Source organism: Pseudomonas sp. B21-021 (assembly GCF_024749205.1).
Lineage (GTDB): Bacteria > Pseudomonadota > Gammaproteobacteria > Pseudomonadales > Pseudomonadaceae > Aquipseudomonas > Aquipseudomonas paraglycinae.
Window position 1 is genome coordinate 5,902,002 of sequence record NZ_CP087192.1, and the last position, 21,381, is coordinate 5,923,382.

Genomic DNA, 21,381 nt, shown 5'->3' on the forward strand with positions numbered 1-21,381 from the left:
TAAATCGGGCAGTGCAATTAATTGGCCACTCTTCTGGAAATATTTTGAATCAATAAGCGCAGGGGTTCGGCTGAACAGTGGCTTCATCAATGCTGGGGAATCAGCCCCGGGATTGGGGAAATCCGGGCACAAAAAAACCGCTGCCCCCGAGGGAGCAGCGGTTTTTTGAAAGACTGCGTTAAGGCTTAGTAGCCCAGTGCGAAGTCTTCTTCTTTCATGTCCATCAGGTTGTTGGCGCCCGACAGCATGGTGGCCACGTGCGTACGGGTACGCGGCAGGATGCGCTGGAAGTAGAAGCGCGCGGTTTGCAGCTTGGCGGTGTAGAACGCCTCGTCGGTGGTGCCGGCAGCCAGTTTTTCAGCAGCCAGACGCGCCATGTCGGCCCAGAAGTAAGCCAGGCAGGCATAACCGGAGTACATCAGGTAGTCCACGGAGGCCGCGCCGACTTCTTCGCGATCTTTCATGGCGGCCATACCGACCTTCATGGTCAGCTCGCCCCACTCTTTGTTCAGTGCAGCCAACGGTGCGACGAACTCTTTGACGGCTTCGTTGCCTTCGTTGTTCTGGCAGAACTTGTGGACGATCTTGGTGAAGCCTTTGAGAGCCTCGCCTTGAGTCATCAGCACTTTACGGCCCAGCAGGTCGAGTGCCTGGATGCCGGTGGTGCCTTCGTACAGCATCGAGATGCGGCTGTCGCGAACGTTCTGCTCCATGCCCCACTCGGCGATGAAGCCGTGGCCGCCGTAGATCTGCACGCCGTGGTTGGCGGATTCGAAACCGACTTCGGTCATGAACGCTTTGGCGATCGGAGTCATGAAGGCCAGCAGTGCGTCGGCTTTCTTCTTCTCTTCTTCGTCCACGCCGTATTTGACGATGTCGACCTGTTTGGCGGTGAAGTACACCATCGCACGGTTGCCTTCGGCGAATGCCTTCATGGTCAACAGCATGCGGCGTACGTCTGGGTGAACGATGATCGGGTCAGCAGCCTTGTCCGGCGCTTTCGGGCCAGTCAGGGAACGCATTTGCAGGCGATCGCGAGCGTATTTCAGGCCGCCCTGGAAGCCGATTTCGGCGTGGGCCAGACCTTGCAGCGCGGTACCCAGACGTGCGGTGTTCATGAAGGTGAACATGCAGTTCAGGCCTTTGTTCGCCGGGCCGATCAGGAAACCGGTCGCGCCGTCGAAGTTCATCACGCAGGTCGCGTTGCCGTGGATGCCCATCTTGTGTTCGATCGAACCGCAGGTCACGGCGTTGCGTGCTCCGACGGTGCCATCAGCATTCGGCATGAACTTCGGCACGATGAACAGCGAGATGCCTTTGGTGCCGGCCGGTGCGTCCGGCAGGCGGGCCAGCACGATGTGGACGATGTTGTCGGCCATGTCGTGTTCACCGGCCGAGATGAAGATCTTGGTGCCGGAAACTTTGTAGGAACCGTCGGCCTGAGGTTCGGCCTTGGTGCGCAGCATACCCAGGTCGGTGCCGCAGTGCGGCTCGGTCAGGCACATGGTGCCGGTCCACTCACCGGAGACCAGTTTGGTCAGATAGGCTTCTTGCTGCTCTGGGGTGCCGTGCTCGGAGATGGTATTCATCGCGCCGTGCGACAGGCCCGGGTACATGCCCCACGACCAGTTGGCTTCGCCGACCATCTCGCTGACTGCCAGACCCAGCGACTCAGGCAGACCCTGACCGCCGTGCTCGACGTCATGGGCCAGGCTTGGCCAGCCGCCTTCCACGAATTGCTTGTAGGCCTCTTTGAAGCCGGCCGGGGTTTTCACGCCGGACTCGCTCCAGGTGCAGCCTTCGGTGTCACCCACGCGGTTCAGCGGTGCCAGCACCTGCTCACAAAACTTGGCGCCCTCTTCGAGAATGGCGTCAACCATGTCCGGCGTTGCGTCTGCGCACGCTGGAAGGCTCTGATAGTGCGCTTCGTAGCCGAGCAGTTCGTCACGAACGAAGCGAATATCACGCAAGGGGGCCTTGTAGTCAGGCATAGCGATAAACCTCTGCTGATGTAACCGGGAATGAACGACCGCGTTGATTTGTTGTGACGGTCAAACAGTTGTTTGAAACATACGTTTACGCCGAAATCTTGTCAAGCGTCGTTCTTTTGCCATTCGTCATCACATTTTCCGAACGCCGGACACAGCAGCGCGACATGCGCCCGACCGGGCCATGTGCACTGAAAAAAGATTAGTTGAGGGAGAAGGACTTACAACGAAAAACGCCGCGAACAGTCGCGGCGTCTGGCAAAGCGCAGATCAAAAAATCAGGCGAAGGTATCGATGATCGTACCGAGCATTTCATCGGAAGCCTTGGCGACTTTCACGCCCAGTTCCGCCTGAAACTTGCCTTGGGCCATCTCGACCATGTTGCTCGCCAGGTCCGATTGCTGGGCACGATCCACGGAACGCAGACGATCGACCTGCACTTCCGAAGACTGGCTGGTGACCGAACGCTCGATGGTGCTGCTGGCGATCTGGCTGGCGGCCTGATCGACGCGGTTCTGCCCGGTCTGAATGGTACTCAGACCTGCATAAAAAGCTGTGTTTCCGGAGATTTCCATGGGAGCTCTCATCCTTGGGAAGGATCAATGGGTGCCATTGAACCAGAGGCGTCAGAAAAACACCCGTCAAAAACACTAATGGCACAGTGCCTTGTCATAGCCAAAATCAGTCGAGCAGATCCAGTTGCAAGTGATCGGCGACCGCTTCAGCGCTGACGGCTTTGAGTTTCGGCACCCGCCCCAGGCACGGTGCCGGAATCCGCTCGGCCAGTGTCGCCAGGTTTTCCTCCAGCCGCGACGTCTTCGGATCAATAATGTTCGCCACCCATCCCGCCAGTTGCAGCCCGTCCCGGGCAATCGCCTCGGCAGTCAACAACGCATGACTGATGCATCCCAGACGCACGCCGACCACCAGAATCACCGGCAACTTCAACGCAATCGCCAGATCCGACAGATTGTCCTGATCCGCCAACGGCACCCGCCAGCCGCCCGCGCCTTCGATCAGCGTGAAGTCGGCGTTCATGGCCAGAATCTCGCGCATCGGCGCCAGCAACGATTGCACGGTCAACGCCACACCCGCCTCACGCGCTGCCAGATGCGGCGCGATCGCTGGCTCGAACGCCACCGGATTGACCTGTTGATACGTCAGCGGCAACGAGCATTCGGCCTGCAACGCCAGCGCATCGGAATTGCGCAGGCCTCTGGGCGTCACCACACAACCGGACGCCACCGGTTTGCCCGCCGCCGTACTCAGCCCCGCCGACCGCGCAGCGTGCAGCAATCCGGCGGCGACAGTGGTCTTGCCAACGTCAGTGTCGGTTCCGGTGATGAAATAGGCTGCGCTCATAAGGGTTTCTCCAACACGGCGTAGACCACCTGATAAGTCGCCGGCAAGCCCTGCGGCTGACGGAACTGCTCGTAGGCTTCGACCAGCCCCAGAATCCGCGCCCGCCCGGTCAATCCACCCGGCCGGCCAGGGTTCAGGTTATGCGCGCCCAAGGCCTTGAGTTCATGGGTCAGGCTGCGCACATCCGGGTAATGCAGCACATGCGGCCGGTTCTCCAGACAGACACTGAGCAAACCACTGGCCGCGCACAATTGCTCATAGCGGGCGAATTCGCGGAAGCGGTTGACGTGCACCAGGCCATCGACCTGACGCCAACTGTCGCGCAATTCGTACAGCGCCCCTACACAAAGACTAGCAAACGCGAAAATCCCCCCCGGTTTCAGCACCCGAAACGCTTCGGCGAGCACCGCTTCGAAGTCCGCGCACCACTGCACGGCGAGGCTGGAGAAGATCAGATCGCAGGTCGAATCCTGCAACGGCAAACGTTCGGCATCGCCAGCAATGAAGTGTGTGGCCCCGCCCAACGGCCGCGCGTGATTGAGCATGCCTTCAGCGATATCGAGCGCCAGCCCCTCACCAAATCGCTCGGCCAGCGCCCGAGTGAAATACCCGGTGCCGCAGCCCAGATCCAGCCAGCGTGCCGGCCGAAAATCCACCGGCAAGCGATTCATCAACTGCGTACCGACATCGCGCTGCAACTCCGCGACGCTGTCATAGCTGGCCGCTGCACGAGAAAAAGAAGCTGCGACCTGGCGCTTGTCAGGCAAGCCGCCGGGCAACGCCGCAACAGACAAATCAGTCATCACCGCACTCACTTAAAAACGCCTGGATCGCACCCGCTACACCGTGGGGGTCTTCCAGAAGAAACGCATGGCTGGCCTGCTCGATCAGACCGACCTCGACATCTGCCAGCAACGCGAACAACTCGCCCGCGGCCTCCGCCGGCACCAACCCGTCCAGCCCTCCGAACAGATGCAATTGCGGACCACGAAACGCCTGCAAGGCTTCACGCGTATCGATCTGCGCCAACAATTCCAGACCGGCCATCAACGCGGCCGGCGAGGTATTCGGCGCGCCGCCGAGCAACAGCCGCGACAAGCCACGCGCGTCTTGCGCGCCCTGGGCGCACAGCAGAGAGAATCGTTTGAGAGTCGTGCGCGGGTCGGCGCCGCAGCCGGCCAGAAACGCATCGAAGGTCTCGCCGGGCATCGCGCTCGGCCACTGTTCATGGGCGACAAACGAAGGATTGCTCGCCAGGGTCAGCAAGCCGCAGCAATGTTCGCCACGCCGTGCCGCCAGCTCGGAAGCAAGCATCCCGCCCAGCGACCAGCCGCCGAGCCAGGTATCCTGAGGGATGCGCTCATCGAGCTCGTCGAGCCAGTCCTGCAGATCGCTGGAGTCCAGTTCCGGCAGCGGCTCGATGTCGACCTGCAGGTGCTCGTCGAGTCCGCGCAACGCGGCGGCCAGCGGCTCCAGCGGCGAAACGCCGAGCCCCCAACCCGGTAGCAGAATCAGGCGATCACGCATGGCTTGGCTCCGACTTGAGTTGCGCAAAGCAATCGGCCAGTCCTTCTAACAATAGCTGCACCTGCGCCTCGCTGTGGGCAGCGGTCAGCGTCACCCGCAACCGGGCGCTGCCGGCAGGCACGGTCGGCGGGCGGATCGCGGTAACCATCAGCCCACGCTCACGCAGCATCTGCGACAGACGCACGGCGCGACCGGCATCACCGATCAGGATCGGCTGGATCGGCGTGAAGCTGTCCATCAGTTCCAGGCCGATCTGTTCGGCACCGTGGCGGAACCGGCGGATCAGCGTTTGCAAATGCTCGCGACGCCAGTGCTCGCTACGCAGCAGTTCCAGACTTTTCAACGTTGCACAGGCCAGCGCCGGTGGCTGGCTGGTGGTGTAGATGTAGGGGCGGGCGAATTGGATCAGACTTTCGATCAGCTCTTCACTGCCGGCCACAAAGGCGCCAGCCGTGCCGAACGCTTTGCCGAGCGTGCCGACCAGCACCGGCACGTCCTCCTGACTCAGACCGAAATGCTCGACGATCCCGCCACCGTTTGCCCCCAGCGGGCCGAAACCGTGGGCGTCGTCGACCATCAGCCAGGCGCCTTTCGCTTTGGTTTCCCGGGCCAGCGCCGGCAGATCGGCGAGGTCGCCGTCCATGCTGAACACGCCGTCAGTGACCACCAGCGTATTGCCGGTGGCTTTCTCCAGACGCTTGGCGAGGCTGTCGGCGTCGTTGTGCAAATAGCGATTGAAGCGCGCGCCGGACAACAGGCCGGCATCCAGCAACGAGGCATGATTGAGCCGGTCTTCCAGCACCGTATCGCCCTGCCCGACCAATGCGGTGACCGCGCCGAGGTTGGCCATGTAACCGGTGGTGAACAACAGCGCACGCGGTCGTCCGGTGAGATCCGCCAAAGCCTCCTCAAGCGCGTGATGCGGACCGCTGTGACCGATCACCAGATGCGAAGCACCGCCGCCGACGCCCCATTTCGAAGCACCGGCGCGCCAGGCTTCGATCACTTGCGGATGATTGGCCAGGCCCAGGTAATCGTTGTTGCAGAACGCCAGCAACGGCTGACCGTCGACCACCACTTCCGGCCCTTGCGGGCTTTCAAGCAGCGGGCGCTGGCGATAGAGATTTTCGGCACGACGGGCAGCAAGGCGTGCGGCGAGATCGAAAGACATGCAAGCCTCGACATTCAAGTGACACAGATCCCTTGTGGGAGCGAGCCTGCTCGCGAAGAAGCCTTCACATCCGACATCAATGTCGACTGAAGCACCGCTTTCGCGAGCAAGCTCGCTCCCACAGGGGTTTGCATTCCTTCAGAGGAATCCGCGCAGTTTTTTACACCGCCGCGTTGTAGAACTGCTCGCTGCTCTTCTGCTCCACCAGCGCCTGTTCGATGGCAGCCTGATGCACTTCGTCGGCGTGCTCTTCGCGGGCTTCCGGCTGAATGCCCAGACGTGCAAACAGCTGCATGTCCTTGTCGGCCTGCGGGTTGGCGGTGGTCAGCAGTTTGTCGCCGTAGAAGATCGAGTTGGCGCCGGCGAAGAACGCCAGGGCCTGCATCTGCTCGTTCATCGCTTCGCGGCCGGCGGACAGGCGCACGTGGGATTGCGGCATGAGGATGCGCGCCACGGCGAGCATGCGGATGAAGTCGAATGGATCGACATCGTCGGCGTTTTCCAGTGGCGTGCCGGCGACTTTCACCAGCATGTTGATCGGCACCGATTCCGGATGCTCCGGCAGGTTGGCCAGCTGGATCAGCAGGTTCGCGCGGTCATCGAGGGACTCGCCCATGCCGAGAATGCCGCCGGAGCAAATCTTCATCCCCGCGTCGCGCACGTAGGCCAGCGTCTGCAGGCGCTCGCTGTAGGTGCGGGTAGTGATGATGCTGCCGTAGAACTCGGGCGAGGTGTCGAGGTTGTGGTTGTAGTAATCGAGCCCGGCCTTGGCCAGCGCTTCGGTCTGATCCTGATCGAGACGACCGAGGGTCATGCAGGTTTCCAGGCCCATGGCCTTCACGCCTTCGACCATCTTCAGCACGTAAGGCATGTCCTTGGCCGACGGGTGTTTCCACGCCGCACCCATGCAGAAACGGGTCGAGCCGATGGCCTTGGCGCGGGCAGCCTCTTCGAGGACTTTCTGCACTTCCATCAGCTTTTCTTTTTCCAGCCCGGTGTTGTAGTGACCGGACTGCGGACAATATTTGCAATCTTCCGGGCAGGCGCCGGTCTTGATCGACAGCAGGGTGGAAACCTGGACGCGGTTGGCGTCGAAATGCGCGCGGTGCACCGTCTGCGCCTGGAACAGCAAGTCGTTGAATGGCTGAACGAAGAGTGCTTTGACTTCGGCCAAAGTCCAGTCGTGACGCAGGGTGGCAGTGGTGCTGGCGCTCATGGGCGGTTCCTTGGTTATGCTTGGCTGGCGCCTGGGGAAACGGAATACCCACAGGCACGACACGGATGTTCGGCATATTTAAGGAAGAGTCATGCGCTGTCAACCACACTACGAACGGCCGGTTTACATCTGGTTAAAAAACAAACAACTCTGTTTATTGTGCGATGAGCCGGCAGACGCGCAAATCCCGATCTGCACCGCCTGTGAAACCGATCTGCCGTGGCTGGGCGATCAATGCCTGACGTGCGCCCTGCCCTTGCCCGCTGCCGGGCTTACCTGTGGTGGCTGCCTGCAGGATCCGCCAGCCTTTGAGCAAGTGGCCGTGCCATGGGTTTATGGCTTTCCGGTGGACACGCTGATCACCCGTTTCAAGCACAACGGCAAATGGCCGCTTGGCCACTTGCTCGCCGACGTTCTCGGCGAGTTCCTGCAACATCGCTTCGAAGAAGACCTGCCTCGCCCGGACGCCCTGCTGCCGGTACCGCTTGCACCGAAACGCCTGCGCCAGCGCGGCTTCAACCAAGCAGCGATGCTGGCGCAGTGGCTGGGCAAGTCACTCGACCTGCCTTGCGAGGAACACAGCCTGTTGCGCGTGCAGGATACCGACGCCCAGCAGGCCCTCAACGCCAAAGCGCGTAAACGCAATCTGCGACACGCCTTCGCCTTGAGCCCCGATGCCCAGGTGAAAGGCCGGCACCTGGCCCTGGTCGACGACGTGCTGACCACCGGCGCCACCGCCCAGGCGCTGGCCCGGTTGCTGATGGACGCCGGCGCCGCGCGGGTGGATGTGTACTGCCTGGCCCGCACGCCAAAACCCGGCGACGCGGCTTGACGGATACGCCTCGAGCCGCCAACGTCCTCCCTCAACCTTTCAGCACAAAGCGTCCGCCATGTCCCTGCCCTCTCTGTTGTCCCAGCACATCGTCCGCCGTCCGCAGCGCATCGCCTTGCTGCAACACATCGCCGAACAGGGTTCGATCACCCGCGCTGCGAAAAGCGCCGGCCTGAGTTACAAGGCGGCGTGGGACGCCATCGATGAGCTGAACAACCTCGCGCAAAAGCCTCTGGTCGAGCGCGCGGTCGGCGGCAAGGGCGGCGGTGGCGCCAAGCTGTCGAGCGAGGGCGAGCGAGTGCTGCGTCTGTATCAGAAGCTGCAAGCCTTGCAGGCCCAGGTGCTGGAAGCGGCCGAGGACGCCAGCGATCTGGACCTGCTCGGTCGGCTGATGCTCAGGACCAGCGCGCGCAATCAGTTGCACGGCAAAGTTGTGCTGATCGAAGGTCAGGGCCGCAACGATCTGATCCGCCTCGAACTGGCCGAAGGCCTGTCGATCGACGCACAGATCACCCACGACAGCACCTTGCACCTGGAGCTGCAACCGGGCACCGAAGTGGTGGCGCTGATCAAGGCCGGCTGGCTCGAACTGCTCGCGCCAGAGGCCACGCCCGCCGTCGGCCATAACCTTCTGAGCGGTCGGATCGAGGCGATTCTCGACGCCGAAGACGGCCCGAGCGAAGTGCGCATCGCCCTGCCCAACGGCCAGACCCTGTGTGCGCTGGCAGAACCGCTGGACTTGCGCACTCGTGGCCTGACGGTCGAGCAAGCGGTGCAGGTGCAGTTTTCCCCGTCCAATGTGCTGCTCGGAACACCGCTCTAAACAGCGCTGCAACGAAAGCGTCATCGACCCGCATTAAGGTGGCTGCCAAAACCATGCAGGGAGCCTGATGTGAGCCTATTAGAAGAAAACCAATCCACAGACCTGGAAAAAATGGTCGGCCTGAGCCGTCGCGGTTTCATCAGCGCCGGCGCGCTGTGCGGCGCGGCGATGTTCCTCGGCGGCAACCTGCTGAGCCGCAGCGTACTGGCCGCCAGTGTCAGCGCCGGCAACAGCCGTCTGCTCGGCTTCGACAGCATTCCGGCTGCCACCACCGACACCATTAGCCTGCCCAAAGGCTACAAGTCGTCGGTGCTGATCAGCTGGGGCCAGCCGTTGCAAAAGAACGGCCCGGCCTTCGACCCGAGCGGCAACGGCACAGCGGCTGCGCAGGAAGTGCAGTTCGGCGACAACAACGACGGCATGAGCCTGTTCGAATTCCCGGGCGAGAAAAACCGTGCGTTGATGGCGATCAACAACGAATACACCAACTATCGCTACCTCTATCCGCACGGCGGCATGCCGCAGTCGGCCGAGGACGTGCGCAAGGCCCTGGCCTGCGAAGGCGTGTCGGTGATCGAAGTCCAGCGCAAGAACGGCCAGTGGCAGTTCGTCCAGGGCTCGCGCTACAACCGGCGCATTCACGGCAACTCGCCGCTGCGTATCAGCGGCCCGGCAGCCGGTCACGAGCTGATGAAAACCAGCGCCGACAAGCACGGCAAGAAAGTTCTCGGCACCTTCCAGAACTGCGCCAACGGCAAGACGCCGTGGGGCACTTATCTGACCTGCGAAGAGAACTTCACCGACTGTTTCGGCAGCAGCAACGCCCAGCAACAGTTCGACCCGGCGCAGAAACGCTACGGCGTGTCGGCCGCCAGCCGCGAGATCAACTGGCACCCGTTCGATCCGCGCTTCGACATGGCGAAGAACCCCAACGAACTCAACCGCCACGGATGGGTCGTGGAGATCGATCCGTTCGACCCGCAATCGACCCCGGTCAAACGCACCGCGCTGGGCCGCTTCAAACATGAAAACGCCGCACTGGCCGAGACCGACGACGGTCGCGCCGTGGTGTACATGGGCGACGACGAACGCGGCGAGTTCATCTACAAATTCGTCAGCCGCGACAAGATCAACCACCGCAACGCCAAGGCCAACCGCGACATCCTCGATCACGGCACGCTGTACGTGGCCAAGTTCGATGCCGGCGACGGCAACCCGGACCATCCGAAAGGCCAGGGCCAGTGGATCGAACTGACCCACGGCAAAAACGGCATCGACGCCAGCAGCGGTTTCGCTGATCAGGCTGAAGTGCTGATTCACGCGCGTCTGGCGGCGAGTGTGGTCGGCGCCACGCGCATGGACCGTCCGGAATGGATCGTGGTCAGCCCGAAAGACGGCCAGGTTTATTGCACCCTGACCAATAACGCCAAGCGCGGCGAAGACGGCCAACCGGTGGGCGGGCCGAATCCTCGGGAGAAAAACGTCTACGGCCAGATCCTGCGCTGGCGCACCGACCGCGACGATCACGCGTCGAAGACTTTCGCCTGGGATCTGTTCGTGGTGGCCGGCAACCCGGGCGTCCATGCCGGTACGCCGAAGGGCGGTTCGTCGAATATCACCCCGCAGAACATGTTCAACAGCCCGGACGGCCTCGGTTTCGACAAGGCTGGCCGACTGTGGATTCTCACCGACGGTGATTCGAGCAACGCTGGTGATTTCGCCGGGATGGGCAACAACCAGATGCTCTGCGCCGATCCTGCGACCGGTGAGATTCGCCGGTTCATGGTCGGGCCGATCGGCTGTGAAGTCACCGGGATCAGTTTCTCGCCGGATCAGAAAACCCTGTTCGTCGGGATTCAGCACCCGGGCGAGAACGGCGGTTCGACCTTCCCCGAGCACCTGCCGAACGGCAAGCCACGCTCATCGGTGATGGCGATTACCCGTGAGGATGGCGGGATCGTCGGCGCCTGATTTGACGACGCTCTGATCGTTCCCGTGCGCTGCACGGGAACGATCCCACTCAAGACAGCCCGTCTGCGCTACCATGCTGAGCCGGACGCGGCAGCCTGCTGCGCGCAGGAGTCAGCATGGCCCACCCGTTTGAAACCCTCACCCCAGACCTCGTGCTCGATGCCGTCGAAAGCATCGGCTTCCTGAGCGACGCGCGCATTCTGGCGCTCAACAGTTATGAAAACCGCGTCTATCAGGTCGGCATCGAAGACTCGGAACCGCTGATCGCCAAGTTCTATCGCCCGCAGCGCTGGACCAACGAAGCGATCCTGGAGGAGCACCAGTTCACCTTCGAACTGGCCGACGTCGAAATCCCGGTGGTGGCGCCGCTGATCCACAACGGCGAAACCCTGCACGAACACGCCGGTTTTCGTTTCACCCTGTTTCCCCGTCGCGGTGGCCGGGCGCCGGAGCCGGGCAATCTCGACCAGTTGTATCGCCTCGGCCAGTTGCTCGGGCGCATGCACGCGGTCGGCGGGACCAAACCGTTCGAGCACCGCGAAGCGTTGGCCGTGAAGAACTTCGGCCATGACTCGCTGACCACTTTGCTGGAAGGCAACTTCATCCCGAAAAGCCTGCTGCCGGCCTACGAATCGGTCGCCCGCGATCTGCTCAAGCGTGTGGAAGACGTCTACGCCAACACGCCGCACCAGAACATCCGCATGCACGGCGACTGCCACCCCGGCAACATGATGTGCCGCGACGAGATGTTCCACATCGTCGACCTCGACGACTGCCGCATGGGCCCGGCGGTGCAGGACATCTGGATGATGCTCGCCGGCGATCGTCAGGATTGTCTGGGACAACTGTCGGAGTTGATGGACGGCTACAACGAATTCCACGACTTCGATCCGCGCGAACTGGCGCTGATCGAACCGTTGCGCGCCCTGCGCCTGATGCATTACAGCGCGTGGCTGGCCCGACGCTGGGACGATCCGGCGTTCCCCCGCAACTTTCCTTGGTTCGGCAGCGAGCGGTATTGGGGCGATCAGGTGCTGGCGTTGCGCGAGCAACTGTCGGCGCTGAACGAAGAGCCGTTGAAGCTTTTCTGACACGACACGTCTATACAACTGCCCGTACAATCGCTGCTTTGTTAGCTGCCTAAGCAAGGATTCTGCATGCAAGCCGCCAACCCGCGTCGCGGGTACATTCTGGGCCTTAGCGCCTACATTATCTGGGGACTGTTCCCGCTCTACTTCAAAGCCATCGCCGAAGTGCCGGCGGTGGAAATCATCATCCACCGGGTGCTGTGGTCGGCGCTGTTCGGCGCGCTGCTGTTGATGGTGTGGAAGCATCCCGGCTGGTGGCAGGAACTGCGCGACAACCCGAAACGCTTGGCGATTCTTGCGCTCAGCGGCACCTTGATCGCGGCCAACTGGCTGACCTACGTCTGGTCGGTGAACAACGGCCGGATGCTGGAAGCGAGCCTCGGTTACTACATCAACCCGCTGGTGAACGTGCTGCTGGGCATGCTGATCCTCGGCGAACGCCTGCGGCGCATGCAGTGGCTGGCGGTCGGTCTGGCGGCGGTCGGCGTTGCGCAGCAGGTCTGGCAGGTGGGCAGTCTGCCGTGGGTGTCACTGGTGCTGGCGCTGACCTTCGGTTTCTACGGGCTGATCCGCAAGCAGGCGCCGGTCAAGGCGCTGCCGGGGCTGGTGGTGGAAACCTGGATGCTGGTGCCGATCGCGCTTGCGTGGCTGCTGTTCAATCCGACCGCAACCAGTGCTCAGGCCGAGTTCTGGACCACCTCCGAAGCCTGGTGGCTGGTGGCAGCCGGTCCGGTGACGCTGGTGCCGCTGGTCTGCTTCAACGCGGCGGCGCGGCACCTGCCCTACACCACCCTCGGTTTCCTGCAATACCTGGCGCCGACGCTGGTGCTGCTGCAAGCCGTGCTGCTGTTCGGCGAGCACTTATCGTCCAGCACGCTGATCGCCTTCATGTTTATCTGGGCCGGTCTGGCGGTGTACAGCGTCGATGCGTGGCTGAGTCTGCGCCGGCGCAGCTGATCAAAAAACGCACAAACCTCCACAGGCCACGGTTCTCGTGGCCTGCATCGTTCCTTCCCAAGGTTATCCACAGCGTGATCCCCGCCGTTTGTGCGCAAGTCACTGAATGCTGGCGGTTTTTTGATCAATCTTCGCCAAGCCACGGCGGACGTGGTCTGGCGCTCAGTCTCTACAGGTTATCCACAGGCAGGTGCACGTTTAAACTGGATAACCCGATCCGTTCTCAGGGATCGGTGCGCAGCACCAGTTCCACCATCAAGTCATCGGCAAGGGTTTCCAGGCGCGATTGCAGCACGTCCAGCGACAAGGTCAGCGGCACCGCGAGAATCGCCTCGGCGTGGAACAGCGGTTCACTGCTCATCGGTGCCGGGCGCACTTCGGTTACCAGCCGTTCGAGGTTGACGCCCTGCTCGCTCAGCAACCGGGTGATGTCACGCACGATGCCTGGTCGGTCATTGCCCACCAGTTCCATGGCGATCGGTTTCCAGGTGCAGGCCTGCTCGATACCGCTTTCGGCCACCAGCACGCGAATGCCCTGTGCCGACAAAGCTTGTAGGGCATCGACTAATTCGTCGTAAGCCTCCGCCGGCACACCGACCCGCAGGATCCCGGCGAACTGCCCGGCCATGCGTGACATGCGGCTTTCCAGCCAGTTGCCGCCGTGTTCGGCGATGCATTGGGCGATGCGCTCGACCTGCCCGGGCTTGTCCGGTGCGAAGACGGTGAGTACGAGGTGATCCATGGCGCAGCCCTCTTGTCATGACTTTTGTTATAGAAAAGCAAGTATAGGCAAGCGTTCGACAGACGCCTCAGACGCTCGAAATCACAAATCGTGTACAACTTTTTATATTTAACTGGAACAATCCATTGGTTTTTTGAGAACATCCCGTTCCGCGCCGTGACCGCAATGCGTCATGGGGTCGCAGAACGACGTAATTAGTCTGATTTTCACAACCGCAACTCATCATGTAGTATGCCGCAGCGCGCACTACATAACGCTGGATCGATGTCTGCCCAAGGCACGTTCGCAACCCTGAAAGCCCCGTCAGCAAGGCCCCCAAGCCGTTGATTGGTCCCAGCCCAGCCGCCAGCGATGGCATGTACTGGTCGAGGGGTTTGTGGTTTAAATGGCCAGAGGCTTCATTGTTAAATTGAAGAGCTGAAAAGCGAAATAGCTGAGCAGAGTGAGGCAAGCAATGACTGAACACGTTCAAGTCGGTGGCCTGCAGGTCGCCAAAGTCCTGTTCGACTTCGTGAACAACGAAGCCATTCCCGGTACCGGCCTCACCGCCGACAAATTCTGGGAAGGTGCCGACAAGGTCATTCACGACCTGGCGCCGAAGAACAAAGCCCTACTCGCCAAACGCGATGACTTCCAGGCTCGTATCGATGGCTGGCACCAGAGCCGTGCCGGTCAGCCGCACGACGCCGTGGCCTATAAAGCCTTCCTGCAAGAGATCGGTTATCTGCTGCCAGAAGCGGCTGATTTCCAGGCAACGACGCAAAACGTCGATGACGAAATCGCCCGTACCGCCGGCCCGCAACTCGTGGTTCCGGTGATGAACGCCCGCTTCGCCCTCAACGCCTCGAACGCCCGCTGGGGTTCGCTGTACGACGCCCTGTATGGCACCGACGCTATCAGCGAAGCCGGCGGCGCGGAAAAAGGCAAAGGCTACAACAAGGTGCGTGGCGACAAAGTCATCGCCTTCGCCCGTGCGTTCCTCGATGAAGCCGCGCCACTGGCAACCGGCTCCCACGTCGACTCCACCGGCTACAAGATTGCTGACGGCAAACTGGTCGTCACCCTCAAGGGCGGCAGCACCAGCGGCCTGCGCAACGAAGCTCAGTTGATCGGCTTCCAGGGCGACACCAATGCGCCGATTGCGATCCTGCTGAAAAACAACGGCCTGCATTTCGAAATCCAGATCGATGCCAGCACCCCGGTCGGCCAGACCGATGCCGCCGGCGTCAAAGACATCCTGATGGAAGCGGCGCTGACCACCATCATGGACTGCGAAGACTCCGTCGCTGCCGTCGATGCCGACGACAAGGTTGTGATCTACCGCAACTGGCTCGGCCTGATGAAGGGCGATCTGGCGGAATCCGTGTCCAAGGGCGGCCAGACCTTCACCCGTACCATGAACCCGGATCGCACCTACACCAAGGTCGACGGCAGCGAACTGACCCTGCACGGCCGTTCGCTGTTGTTCGTGCGTAACGTCGGTCACCTGATGACCATCGACGCGATCCTCGACAAGCACGGCAACGAAGTGCCGGAAGGCATCCTCGACGGCCTGGTGACTTGCCTGGCAGCGATGCACAACCTGAGCGGCAACACTTCGCGCAAGAACACCCGCACCGGTTCGGTCTACATCGTTAAACCGAAGATGCACGGCCCAGAAGAGGCGGCGTTCACCAACGAGCTGTTCGGTCGCATCGAAGACGTGCTGGGCCTCAAGCGCAACACCCTGAAAGTCGGGATCATGGACGAGGAGCGCCGTACCACGGTCAACCTCAAGGCCTGCATCCAGGCCGCCAGCGAGCGCGTGGTGTTCATCAACACCGGTTTCCTCGACCGCACCGGCGACGAAATCCACACCTCCATGGAAGCCGGCCCGATGGTGCGCAAGGCTGACATGAAGGCCGAGAAATGGATCGGCGCCTACGAGAACTGGAACGTCGATATCGGTCTGAGCACCGGCCTGCAAGGTCGTGCGCAAATCGGTAAAGGCATGTGGGCGATGCCCGACCTGATGGCAGCGATGCTCGAACAGAAAATCGCTCACCCGCTGGCCGGCGCCAACACTGCCTGGGTTCCGTCGCCGACCGCCGCTGCGCTGCACGCGCTGCACTACCACAAGGTCGACGTGTTCGCCCGTCAGGCCGAGCTGGCCAAACGTGCCCGCGCTTCGGTCGATGACATCCTCACCATCCCGCTGGCGGTCAACCCGAACTGGACCCCGGAGCAGATCAAGAACGAACTGGACAACAACGCCCAGGGCATTCTCGGTTACGTGGTGCGCTGGATCGACCAGGGCGTGGGTTGCTCGAAAGTGCCGGACATCAACGACGTCGGCCTGATGGAAGACCGTGCGACGCTGCGTATCTCCAGCCAGCACATCGCCAACTGGCTGCGCCACGGCGTGGTGAACGAAGCGCAAGTGATGGAAAGCCTCAAGCGCATGGCGCCGGTGGTGGACCGTCAGAACGCCAACGACCCGCTGTACCGTCCGCTGGCCCCGAACTTCGACAGCAACATCGCCTTCCAGGCGGCGGTCGAACTGGTGATCGAGGGCACCAAACAGCCGAACGGCTACACCGAGCCGGTCCTGCACCGTCGTCGTCGCGAGTTCAAGGCTGCCAACGGCCTGTAACCTGCGCTGATGCCGGACATGAAAAAGCCCTGATCTTTGGATCAGGGCTTTTTTGTTTGCGCCGGATTGGCTAGGGCTCGATGCCCAGCTCATGTCTGACGAGACCGAGCAACTTGGCGGTATCGATCGGTTTGAGCAGGAAATCCACCACGCTCAGATGCATCGCCGCAATCGCGTCCTTCACGTCGGCATCGCCCGAAACAATGATGATCGGCATCGCCGCCCGCACCGATTCACGCACCTGACGAATCAGGTCCAGGCCGTCAACATTGCCCATCCGCAGATCGGTGATCACCAAGCCGATGGAGGGCCTTTCCTCGAGCATCTTCAGCGCAGACTCACCGCTGGCCGCGGTCATGCAACGAATACCGTCCAACCCGAGAATCTCCGACAACAGTTCCCGGGCGTCCTTGTCGTCATCGACGATCAATACGCGCTGCGGTGGCAGATCGGGTTCGAGCATTACAGCGCTGAGCGCTTCGCGCTCGGCGTCGCTCAAAATATCGTGGTCGGACATGGCGTTCTCTACGTTTTCAATTCGATCCCCTGGCACAGTGGTCAGACATCGCTGGGCAGAGCTTCAATGTGCACTTCGTCGGATTTTTTTCCAAGGGGCGAACCGAAGAATTTCCGACTGATTTTGTAGGGCATATCCGAAAACTCCCCAACGGCATGCCCAACCTAGACTTACGTCCAATGGGCACCCCGCGCGATGGGGTCGACCATGGCTGCAACGATCCGACAACAACAATTCGAAAAAGACTGCGGTAATGGTTATGAGTAAAGCGGACGCCTTCACCCAGGCAGGGAAAACCGCGGTGTTGCAGAACATTCAGGGCACTTTGCAATTCCTCCAGCGCTTCCCCCCTTTCAATCAAATGGAACACGCCCACCTGGCCTATCTGGTGGAGCAATGCCAGCTGCGCTTCTACGGTCAGGGCGAAAGCATCATCAAACCCGCCGACGGGCCGGTCGAACACTTCTACATCGTCAAGCAGGGCCGGGTGGTCGGCGAACGTCCGCACACGGCCAAGGGCGGCACCGAAACCACGTTTGAAATCACCACCGGCGAGTGTTTTCCCCTCGCCGCGCTGCTCGGCGAACGGGCGACCCGCACCGAACACCTGGCCGGCGAAGACACCTTCTGCCTGCAACTGAACAAACTGGCGTTTATCAAGCTGTTCGCCCTCTCCAGCACCTTCCGCGATTTCGCCCTGCGCGGAGTCAGCAGCCTGCTCGATCAGGTCAATCAGCAAGTCCAGCAGAAAGCCGTGGAAACCCTCGGCACCCAGTATTCGCTGAACACTCGCCTCGGCGAATTGGCCATGCGCCATCCGGTGACCTGCAGCCCGTCTACGCCTCTGCGTGAAGCGGTGAAATTGATGCACGAACAACAGGTCGGCAGCATCGTCGCGGTGGACGAGCACAAGGCGCCGCTGGGGATTTTCACCCTGCGTGATCTGCGGCATGTAGTGGCTGAAGGGGTTGGCGATTTCAGCGAGCCGATCGAACGCCATATGACCCGCTCGCCGTTCTATCTGTCGCCGGATCACAGCGCCTTCGACGCGGCGATCGCCATGACCGAACGGCACATCGCCCACGTGTGCCTGGTCAAGGATCGACGCCTGTGCGGCGTGGTTTCCGAGCGGGATCTGTTCTCGCTGCAACGGGTCGATCTGGTACACCTGGCGCGGACCATTCGCAGCGCCCAGCGGGTCGAACAACTGGTGACTCTGCGCGGCGAGATCGGCCAACTGGTGGAGCGCATGCTCGCTCACGGCGCCTCCTCGACCCAGATCACCCACATCATCACCCTGCTCAACGATCACACCGTGTGCCGGGTGATCGAACTGACCCTCGCCGAAAAGGGCGATCCCGGTGTGCCATTCAGTTGGCTGTGCTTCGGCAGCGAAGGCCGGCGCGAGCAGACCCTGCACACCGATCAGGACAACGGCATTCTGTTCGACGCGCGGGATGCGGCCCATGCGGCGGAGATTCGCGGCAAGCTGCTGCCCATCGCCCAGCAGATCAACAACAGTCTGGCGCAATGCGGCTTCACCCTGTGCAAGGGCAACGTCATGGCCGGCAATCCGCAGCTGTGCCTGTCCCGCGCAGAATGGGCCCGTCGCTTTGCCGCGTTCATTCGCGAGGCGACGCCGGAGAACCTGTTGGGCTCAAGCATTTATTTCGACCTGCGCGTGGTCTGGGGTGATGAACAGGGTTGTGAGCAATTGCGCCGGGGGATTCTCGATCAGGTCGCGGATAACCGACTGTTCCAACGAATGATGGCCGAGAACGCCTTGCGCAACCGTCCACCAGTGGGACGTTTCCGTGAGTTCGTGCTCACGAAAAAGAACGGCGAGAAAGCCACGCTGGACCTGAAGATTCAGGGCCTGACCCCGTTTGTCGACGGTGCCCGCCTGCTGGCGCTGGCCCATGGCATCGATGCCAACAACACCCTCGAACGCTTCCGCCAGCTTGTGGATAAAGAAGTCATCGACCGGCTGGATGGTGCCGCGTACGAAGAGGCCTATCACTTCATCCAGCAGACGCGCATGCAACAGCATCAACTGCAGACCCGGGAAAACCTGCCGTACTCGAACCGGGTCGATCCCGACAGCCTCAATCATCTGGACCGGCGCATCCTGCGTGAATCCCTGCGCCAGGCCCAGCGCCTGCAAAGCAGCCTGACCTTGCGGTATCAGCTATGAGCCTGTTTTCGTGGCTGCGCCCGGCCAGCCCCGTTGTGCCGGACGACCTGCAACAGCGCCTGACGAAACTGCCGGCCATCGGCGAACTGCGTGAATGCAGCCTGCGCGAACAGCGCTGGGTAGTGCTGGATCTGGAAACTACCGGACTGAACCTGAGCAAGGATCGGGTGCTGTCGATTGGCGCGGTGGTGATCGAGGACGGCGCGATCGACTTCAGCCAGCAGTTCGAACGCACCTTGCAATGTCGCGAGCTGAAACTCGGCCCGAGCGTGTTGATCCACGGTCTGGCACCGAGCGCGATTGCCGCCGGCAGTGAGCCCACGGAAGCGCTGGTCGAACTGCTGGAGTTTATCGGCGACAGCCCGGTGCTGGCGTTTCACGCCTCGTTCGACCAGCACATGCTCGGCCGCGCATTGAAGGAACACTTGGGGCACAAGTTGCAGACGGTGTTTCTCGATGTGGCGCAGATCGCCCCGCTGGTTTGCCCGCAGGCGCATATTCGCGAGGCGGGGCTGGACGAGTGGATCGACTGGTTCAAGCTCGAAGTCTTCGAGCGCCACCATGCAAGTGCCGATGCGCTGGCCACTGCGGAACTGGCGCTGATCCTGTTCAGCCGGGCACGCCAGCAACAGATCCACAGCCCGCTGAATCTGCAGCAACGCCTGAGTCAGTGGAAACGCCGCCAGCAGACCCATTCGTTCTGAATCCGGGTTGTCGCCCGACAACCCGACCGGTGGCCAATTGCTAACCATTCCCACCTCTGCCACAATCGCGAACAATTCTCGTTAGTTAACACTTCCCAGTCGGTGTCGTCGTGTCTTCAGCCCAAAGCCCTCACAGTGAGCTCGTCGGTGCGTTGTATCGCGACCACCGCGGCTGGCTGCTGGCCTGGCTGCGCCGCAACGTCGCCTGCCCGCAACGGGCCGAAGACCTGAGCCAGGACACCTTCGTCCGCCTGCTCGGCCGCGATGAACTGCTGACGCCTCGCGAACCCCGGGCGTTTCTGGTGGCGATCGCCAAAGGCTTGTTGTTCGACTACTTCCGCCGGGCGGCGCTGGAACAGGCGTATCTGACCGAACTGATGCTGATCCCCGAGGGCGAACAACCCTCGGTCGAAGAGCAGCAACTGATCCTCGAAGATCTCAAGGCCATCGACCGCATGCTCGGCAAGCTGTCGACCAAGGCTCGCGCCGCTTTCCTCTATAACCGCCTCGACGGTCTGACCCACGCCGAGATCGCCGACAAACTCGGCGTGTCGGTCCCGCGCGTGCGTCAGTACCTGGCCCAGGGCATCCGCCAGTGCTACATCGCGTTGTACGGTGAGCCGACATGAGCCCGGCCAGTTCCCGACCGGTCCCGGCCCATGTGCTGGATGCGGCGATTGCCTGGCAATTGACCCTCGATTCCAGCACGCCGCTGGAGCGCGAAGAGTTCGCCAAATGGCACGCGGCCAACGAAGAACACGCTCGCGCCTGGCGTCAATTGGGCATGCTCGACCAGCGTTTCAGCGTGGCCAACGGCCCGGCACGCAGCGCGTTGCTGCAATCGCGCGAAGGCATCCGCCGCCGCGTGCGCAAGCTCGGCAGCGGGCTGGCCAGTGTCGTGGCGGTGGTCGGTCTGGCGTTGTTTGCCGGCGAACGTTATCTGCCGCTGGATTACTGGCTCGCCGATCAACGCACCGCCACCGGCGAACAGCGCACCGTGCGCCTGGCCGATGGCACCGTGCTCAACCTCAATACCCACAGCGCGGTGGATGTCCGCTTTGATGAGAAGCGGCGGCTGATCGTGTTGCAGGAAGGCGAAATCCTCGTCGAAACCGGTCACGGCGATGCGCGGCCGTTCATCGTCGAAACCGCCGAGGGCAGCATGCGCGCCCTGGGCACGCGGTTCCTGGTCAAGCGCGAAGACGCCGGCACGCGCCTGAGCGTGTTGCAGTCGGCGGTCGCGGCGCATCCACAATCCGATCCCAAGGAACAGATCCTGCGCGAAAACCAGCAAGTGCTGATCCGCAATAACGGTCTGGATTCGGTGGTGGCGCTCAACCCCGGCGCCGATGCCTGGACCCGCGGCATGCTGGTGGTGGACAACGCGCGCCTGGAAGACCTGGTGCATGAACTCGGTCGCTATCGTCGCGGCCATCTGGGCATTGCGCCGGAAGTCGCCGACCTGCGCATCACCGGCAGCTTCCCGCTGCACGACACCGACAAGGCGCTGAACGCCCTGCTGCCGACCCTGCCGGTGCAGATCGAGCAGCACACGCCATGGTGGGTGACCGTGGCCAAGGCTGATCCGAAGCCCTGACAACTTGCGTTGCCTGAGCAATCGCTGTCGCGAACAGGTCGCGACAGAACCTTCACACCC

General features: G+C 61.9%; 19 protein-coding genes. 10 read left to right on the forward strand and 9 right to left on the reverse strand.

Annotation, left to right across the window (positions count from 1 at the left end; translation table 11 throughout):
• Window positions 1-185: 185 nt before the first annotated feature.
• The 7 genes from LOY31_RS26630 to bioB form a co-directional block, all read right to left on the reverse strand.
• The gene (locus tag LOY31_RS26630) at window positions 186-1,991 is read right to left on the reverse strand and encodes a phenylacyl-CoA dehydrogenase (RefSeq protein WP_085609075.1); all 1,806 of its coding nucleotides are present in this window, start codon (window positions 1,989-1,991) and stop codon (window positions 186-188) included.
• A 275-nt stretch (window positions 1,992-2,266) separates the two neighbouring features.
• On the reverse strand, window positions 2,267-2,563 hold the full coding sequence (locus LOY31_RS26635; protein WP_007959856.1) for a hypothetical protein: 297 nt from the start codon (window positions 2,561-2,563) through the stop codon (window positions 2,267-2,269).
• A gap of 106 nt (window positions 2,564-2,669) precedes the next feature.
• Entirely contained in the window at window positions 2,670-3,350 is a 681-nt protein-coding gene (gene bioD, locus LOY31_RS26640) for a dethiobiotin synthase (RefSeq protein WP_007959854.1), read from the reverse strand.
• Window positions 3,347-4,153, reverse strand: coding sequence for a malonyl-ACP O-methyltransferase BioC (gene bioC / locus LOY31_RS26645; RefSeq protein WP_258712443.1), 807 nt, complete (start codon window positions 4,151-4,153; stop codon window positions 3,347-3,349). Before bioC ends, bioD begins: the two co-directional genes overlap by 4 nt.
• The gene (locus tag LOY31_RS26650) at window positions 4,146-4,877 is read right to left on the reverse strand and encodes an alpha/beta fold hydrolase (protein ID WP_221534107.1); all 732 of its coding nucleotides are present in this window, start codon (window positions 4,875-4,877) and stop codon (window positions 4,146-4,148) included. The genes bioC and LOY31_RS26650 overlap by 8 nt, the downstream gene beginning before the upstream one ends.
• Window positions 4,870-6,048, reverse strand: coding sequence for an 8-amino-7-oxononanoate synthase (bioF, locus tag LOY31_RS26655; RefSeq protein WP_221534105.1), 1,179 nt, complete (start codon window positions 6,046-6,048; stop codon window positions 4,870-4,872). Before bioF ends, LOY31_RS26650 begins: the two co-directional genes overlap by 8 nt.
• A gap of 160 nt (window positions 6,049-6,208) precedes the next feature.
• Window positions 6,209-7,264 carry a biotin synthase BioB gene (bioB, locus tag LOY31_RS26660; protein WP_007959840.1) on the reverse strand — a complete coding sequence of 352 codons (1,056 nt, stop codon included), beginning with the start codon at window positions 7,262-7,264 and terminating at the stop codon, window positions 6,209-6,211.
• A gap of 91 nt (window positions 7,265-7,355) precedes the next feature.
• Here bioB and LOY31_RS26665 point away from each other — a divergent pair, with 91 nt between their 5' ends.
• The 5 genes from LOY31_RS26665 (at window position 7,356) to rarD (ending at window position 12,935) form a co-directional block, all read left to right on the forward strand.
• Window positions 7,356-8,096 (forward strand): ComF family protein, encoded by a 741-nt coding sequence (locus tag LOY31_RS26665; protein ID WP_085609071.1) that lies wholly within the window; start codon window positions 7,356-7,358, stop codon window positions 8,094-8,096.
• A 58-nt stretch (window positions 8,097-8,154) separates the two neighbouring features.
• Window positions 8,155-8,919, forward strand: a complete 765-nt coding sequence (locus LOY31_RS26670; RefSeq protein ID WP_085609070.1) for a TOBE domain-containing protein — start codon at window positions 8,155-8,157, stop codon at window positions 8,917-8,919.
• 69 nt (window positions 8,920-8,988) lie between these two features.
• Window positions 8,989-10,890: a PhoX family phosphatase gene (locus LOY31_RS26675; RefSeq protein ID WP_085609069.1), complete on the forward strand. Its 1,902-nt coding sequence runs from the start codon at window positions 8,989-8,991 to the stop codon at window positions 10,888-10,890.
• A 116-nt stretch (window positions 10,891-11,006) separates the two neighbouring features.
• The gene (locus LOY31_RS26680; RefSeq protein ID WP_221534103.1) at window positions 11,007-11,981 is read left to right on the forward strand and encodes a serine/threonine protein kinase; all 975 of its coding nucleotides are present in this window, start codon (window positions 11,007-11,009) and stop codon (window positions 11,979-11,981) included.
• A gap of 66 nt (window positions 11,982-12,047) precedes the next feature.
• Entirely contained in the window at window positions 12,048-12,935 is an 888-nt protein-coding gene (gene rarD, locus LOY31_RS26685; RefSeq protein ID WP_007959831.1) for an EamA family transporter RarD, read from the forward strand.
• A 223-nt stretch (window positions 12,936-13,158) separates the two neighbouring features.
• Here rarD and LOY31_RS26690 read toward each other — a convergent pair whose 3' ends face one another.
• On the reverse strand, window positions 13,159-13,677 hold the full coding sequence (locus LOY31_RS26690; RefSeq protein WP_007959830.1) for a glycine cleavage system protein R: 519 nt from the start codon (window positions 13,675-13,677) through the stop codon (window positions 13,159-13,161).
• A gap of 454 nt (window positions 13,678-14,131) precedes the next feature.
• On the opposite strand from LOY31_RS26690, the gene LOY31_RS26695 reads away from it, so the two are divergent.
• Window positions 14,132-16,309, forward strand: coding sequence for a malate synthase G (locus LOY31_RS26695; protein ID WP_258712444.1), 2,178 nt, complete (start codon window positions 14,132-14,134; stop codon window positions 16,307-16,309).
• Window positions 16,310-16,379: 70 nt separating this feature from the next.
• Here the strand turns inward: LOY31_RS26695 and LOY31_RS26700 are convergent, their stop codons facing one another.
• A complete protein-coding gene (locus LOY31_RS26700; RefSeq protein ID WP_064599912.1) occupies window positions 16,380-16,826 on the reverse strand; it encodes a response regulator in 447 nt (148 codons plus the stop codon).
• 253 nt (window positions 16,827-17,079) lie between these two features.
• On the opposite strand from LOY31_RS26700, the gene LOY31_RS26705 reads away from it, so the two are divergent.
• The 4 genes from LOY31_RS26705 (at window position 17,080) to LOY31_RS26720 (ending at window position 21,321) form a co-directional block, all read left to right on the forward strand.
• Window positions 17,080-19,020, forward strand: coding sequence for a putative nucleotidyltransferase substrate binding domain-containing protein (locus LOY31_RS26705; RefSeq protein WP_127800282.1), 1,941 nt, complete (start codon window positions 17,080-17,082; stop codon window positions 19,018-19,020).
• Window positions 19,017-19,724 carry a PolC-type DNA polymerase III gene (locus LOY31_RS26710; RefSeq protein ID WP_007959826.1) on the forward strand — a complete coding sequence of 236 codons (708 nt, stop codon included), beginning with the start codon at window positions 19,017-19,019 and terminating at the stop codon, window positions 19,722-19,724. The genes LOY31_RS26705 and LOY31_RS26710 overlap by 4 nt, the downstream gene beginning before the upstream one ends.
• A 110-nt stretch (window positions 19,725-19,834) precedes the next feature.
• On the forward strand, window positions 19,835-20,353 hold the full coding sequence (locus LOY31_RS26715; protein WP_039768032.1) for an RNA polymerase sigma factor: 519 nt from the start codon (window positions 19,835-19,837) through the stop codon (window positions 20,351-20,353).
• Window positions 20,350-21,321, forward strand: coding sequence for a FecR family protein (locus LOY31_RS26720; RefSeq protein WP_258712450.1), 972 nt, complete (start codon window positions 20,350-20,352; stop codon window positions 21,319-21,321). Before LOY31_RS26715 ends, LOY31_RS26720 begins: the two co-directional genes overlap by 4 nt.
• Window positions 21,322-21,381: the final 60 nt, after the last annotated feature.

Bases quoted from the DNA above. Each gene is read 5' to 3' on its own strand.
- LOY31_RS26630 (WP_085609075.1), bottom strand. From the start codon at position 1,991: ATGCCTGACTACAAGGCCCCCTTGCGTGATATTCGCTTCGTTCGTGAC.
- LOY31_RS26635 (WP_007959856.1), bottom strand. From the start codon at position 2,563: ATGGAAATCTCCGGAAACACAGCTTTTTATGCAGGTCTGAGTACCATT.
- bioD (WP_007959854.1), bottom strand. From the start codon at position 3,350: ATGAGCGCAGCCTATTTCATCACCGGAACCGACACTGACGTTGGCAAG.
- bioC (WP_258712443.1), bottom strand. From the start codon at position 4,153: ATGACTGATTTGTCTGTTGCGGCGTTGCCCGGCGGCTTGCCTGACAAG.
- LOY31_RS26650 (WP_221534107.1), bottom strand. From the start codon at position 4,877: ATGCGTGATCGCCTGATTCTGCTACCGGGTTGGGGGCTCGGCGTTTCG.
- bioF (WP_221534105.1), bottom strand. From the start codon at position 6,048: ATGTCTTTCGATCTCGCCGCACGCCTTGCTGCCCGTCGTGCCGAAAAT.
- bioB (WP_007959840.1), bottom strand. From the start codon at position 7,264: ATGAGCGCCAGCACCACTGCCACCCTGCGTCACGACTGGACTTTGGCC.
- LOY31_RS26665 (WP_085609071.1), top strand. From the start codon at position 7,356: ATGCGCTGTCAACCACACTACGAACGGCCGGTTTACATCTGGTTAAAA.
- LOY31_RS26670 (WP_085609070.1), top strand. From the start codon at position 8,155: ATGTCCCTGCCCTCTCTGTTGTCCCAGCACATCGTCCGCCGTCCGCAG.
- LOY31_RS26680 (WP_221534103.1), top strand. From the start codon at position 11,007: ATGGCCCACCCGTTTGAAACCCTCACCCCAGACCTCGTGCTCGATGCC.
- rarD (WP_007959831.1), top strand. From the start codon at position 12,048: ATGCAAGCCGCCAACCCGCGTCGCGGGTACATTCTGGGCCTTAGCGCC.
- LOY31_RS26690 (WP_007959830.1), bottom strand. From the start codon at position 13,677: ATGGATCACCTCGTACTCACCGTCTTCGCACCGGACAAGCCCGGGCAG.
- LOY31_RS26695 (WP_258712444.1), top strand. From the start codon at position 14,132: ATGACTGAACACGTTCAAGTCGGTGGCCTGCAGGTCGCCAAAGTCCTG.
- LOY31_RS26700 (WP_064599912.1), bottom strand. From the start codon at position 16,826: ATGTCCGACCACGATATTTTGAGCGACGCCGAGCGCGAAGCGCTCAGC.
- LOY31_RS26705 (WP_127800282.1), top strand. From the start codon at position 17,080: ATGGTTATGAGTAAAGCGGACGCCTTCACCCAGGCAGGGAAAACCGCG.
- LOY31_RS26710 (WP_007959826.1), top strand. From the start codon at position 19,017: ATGAGCCTGTTTTCGTGGCTGCGCCCGGCCAGCCCCGTTGTGCCGGAC.
- LOY31_RS26720 (WP_258712450.1), top strand. From the start codon at position 20,350: ATGAGCCCGGCCAGTTCCCGACCGGTCCCGGCCCATGTGCTGGATGCG.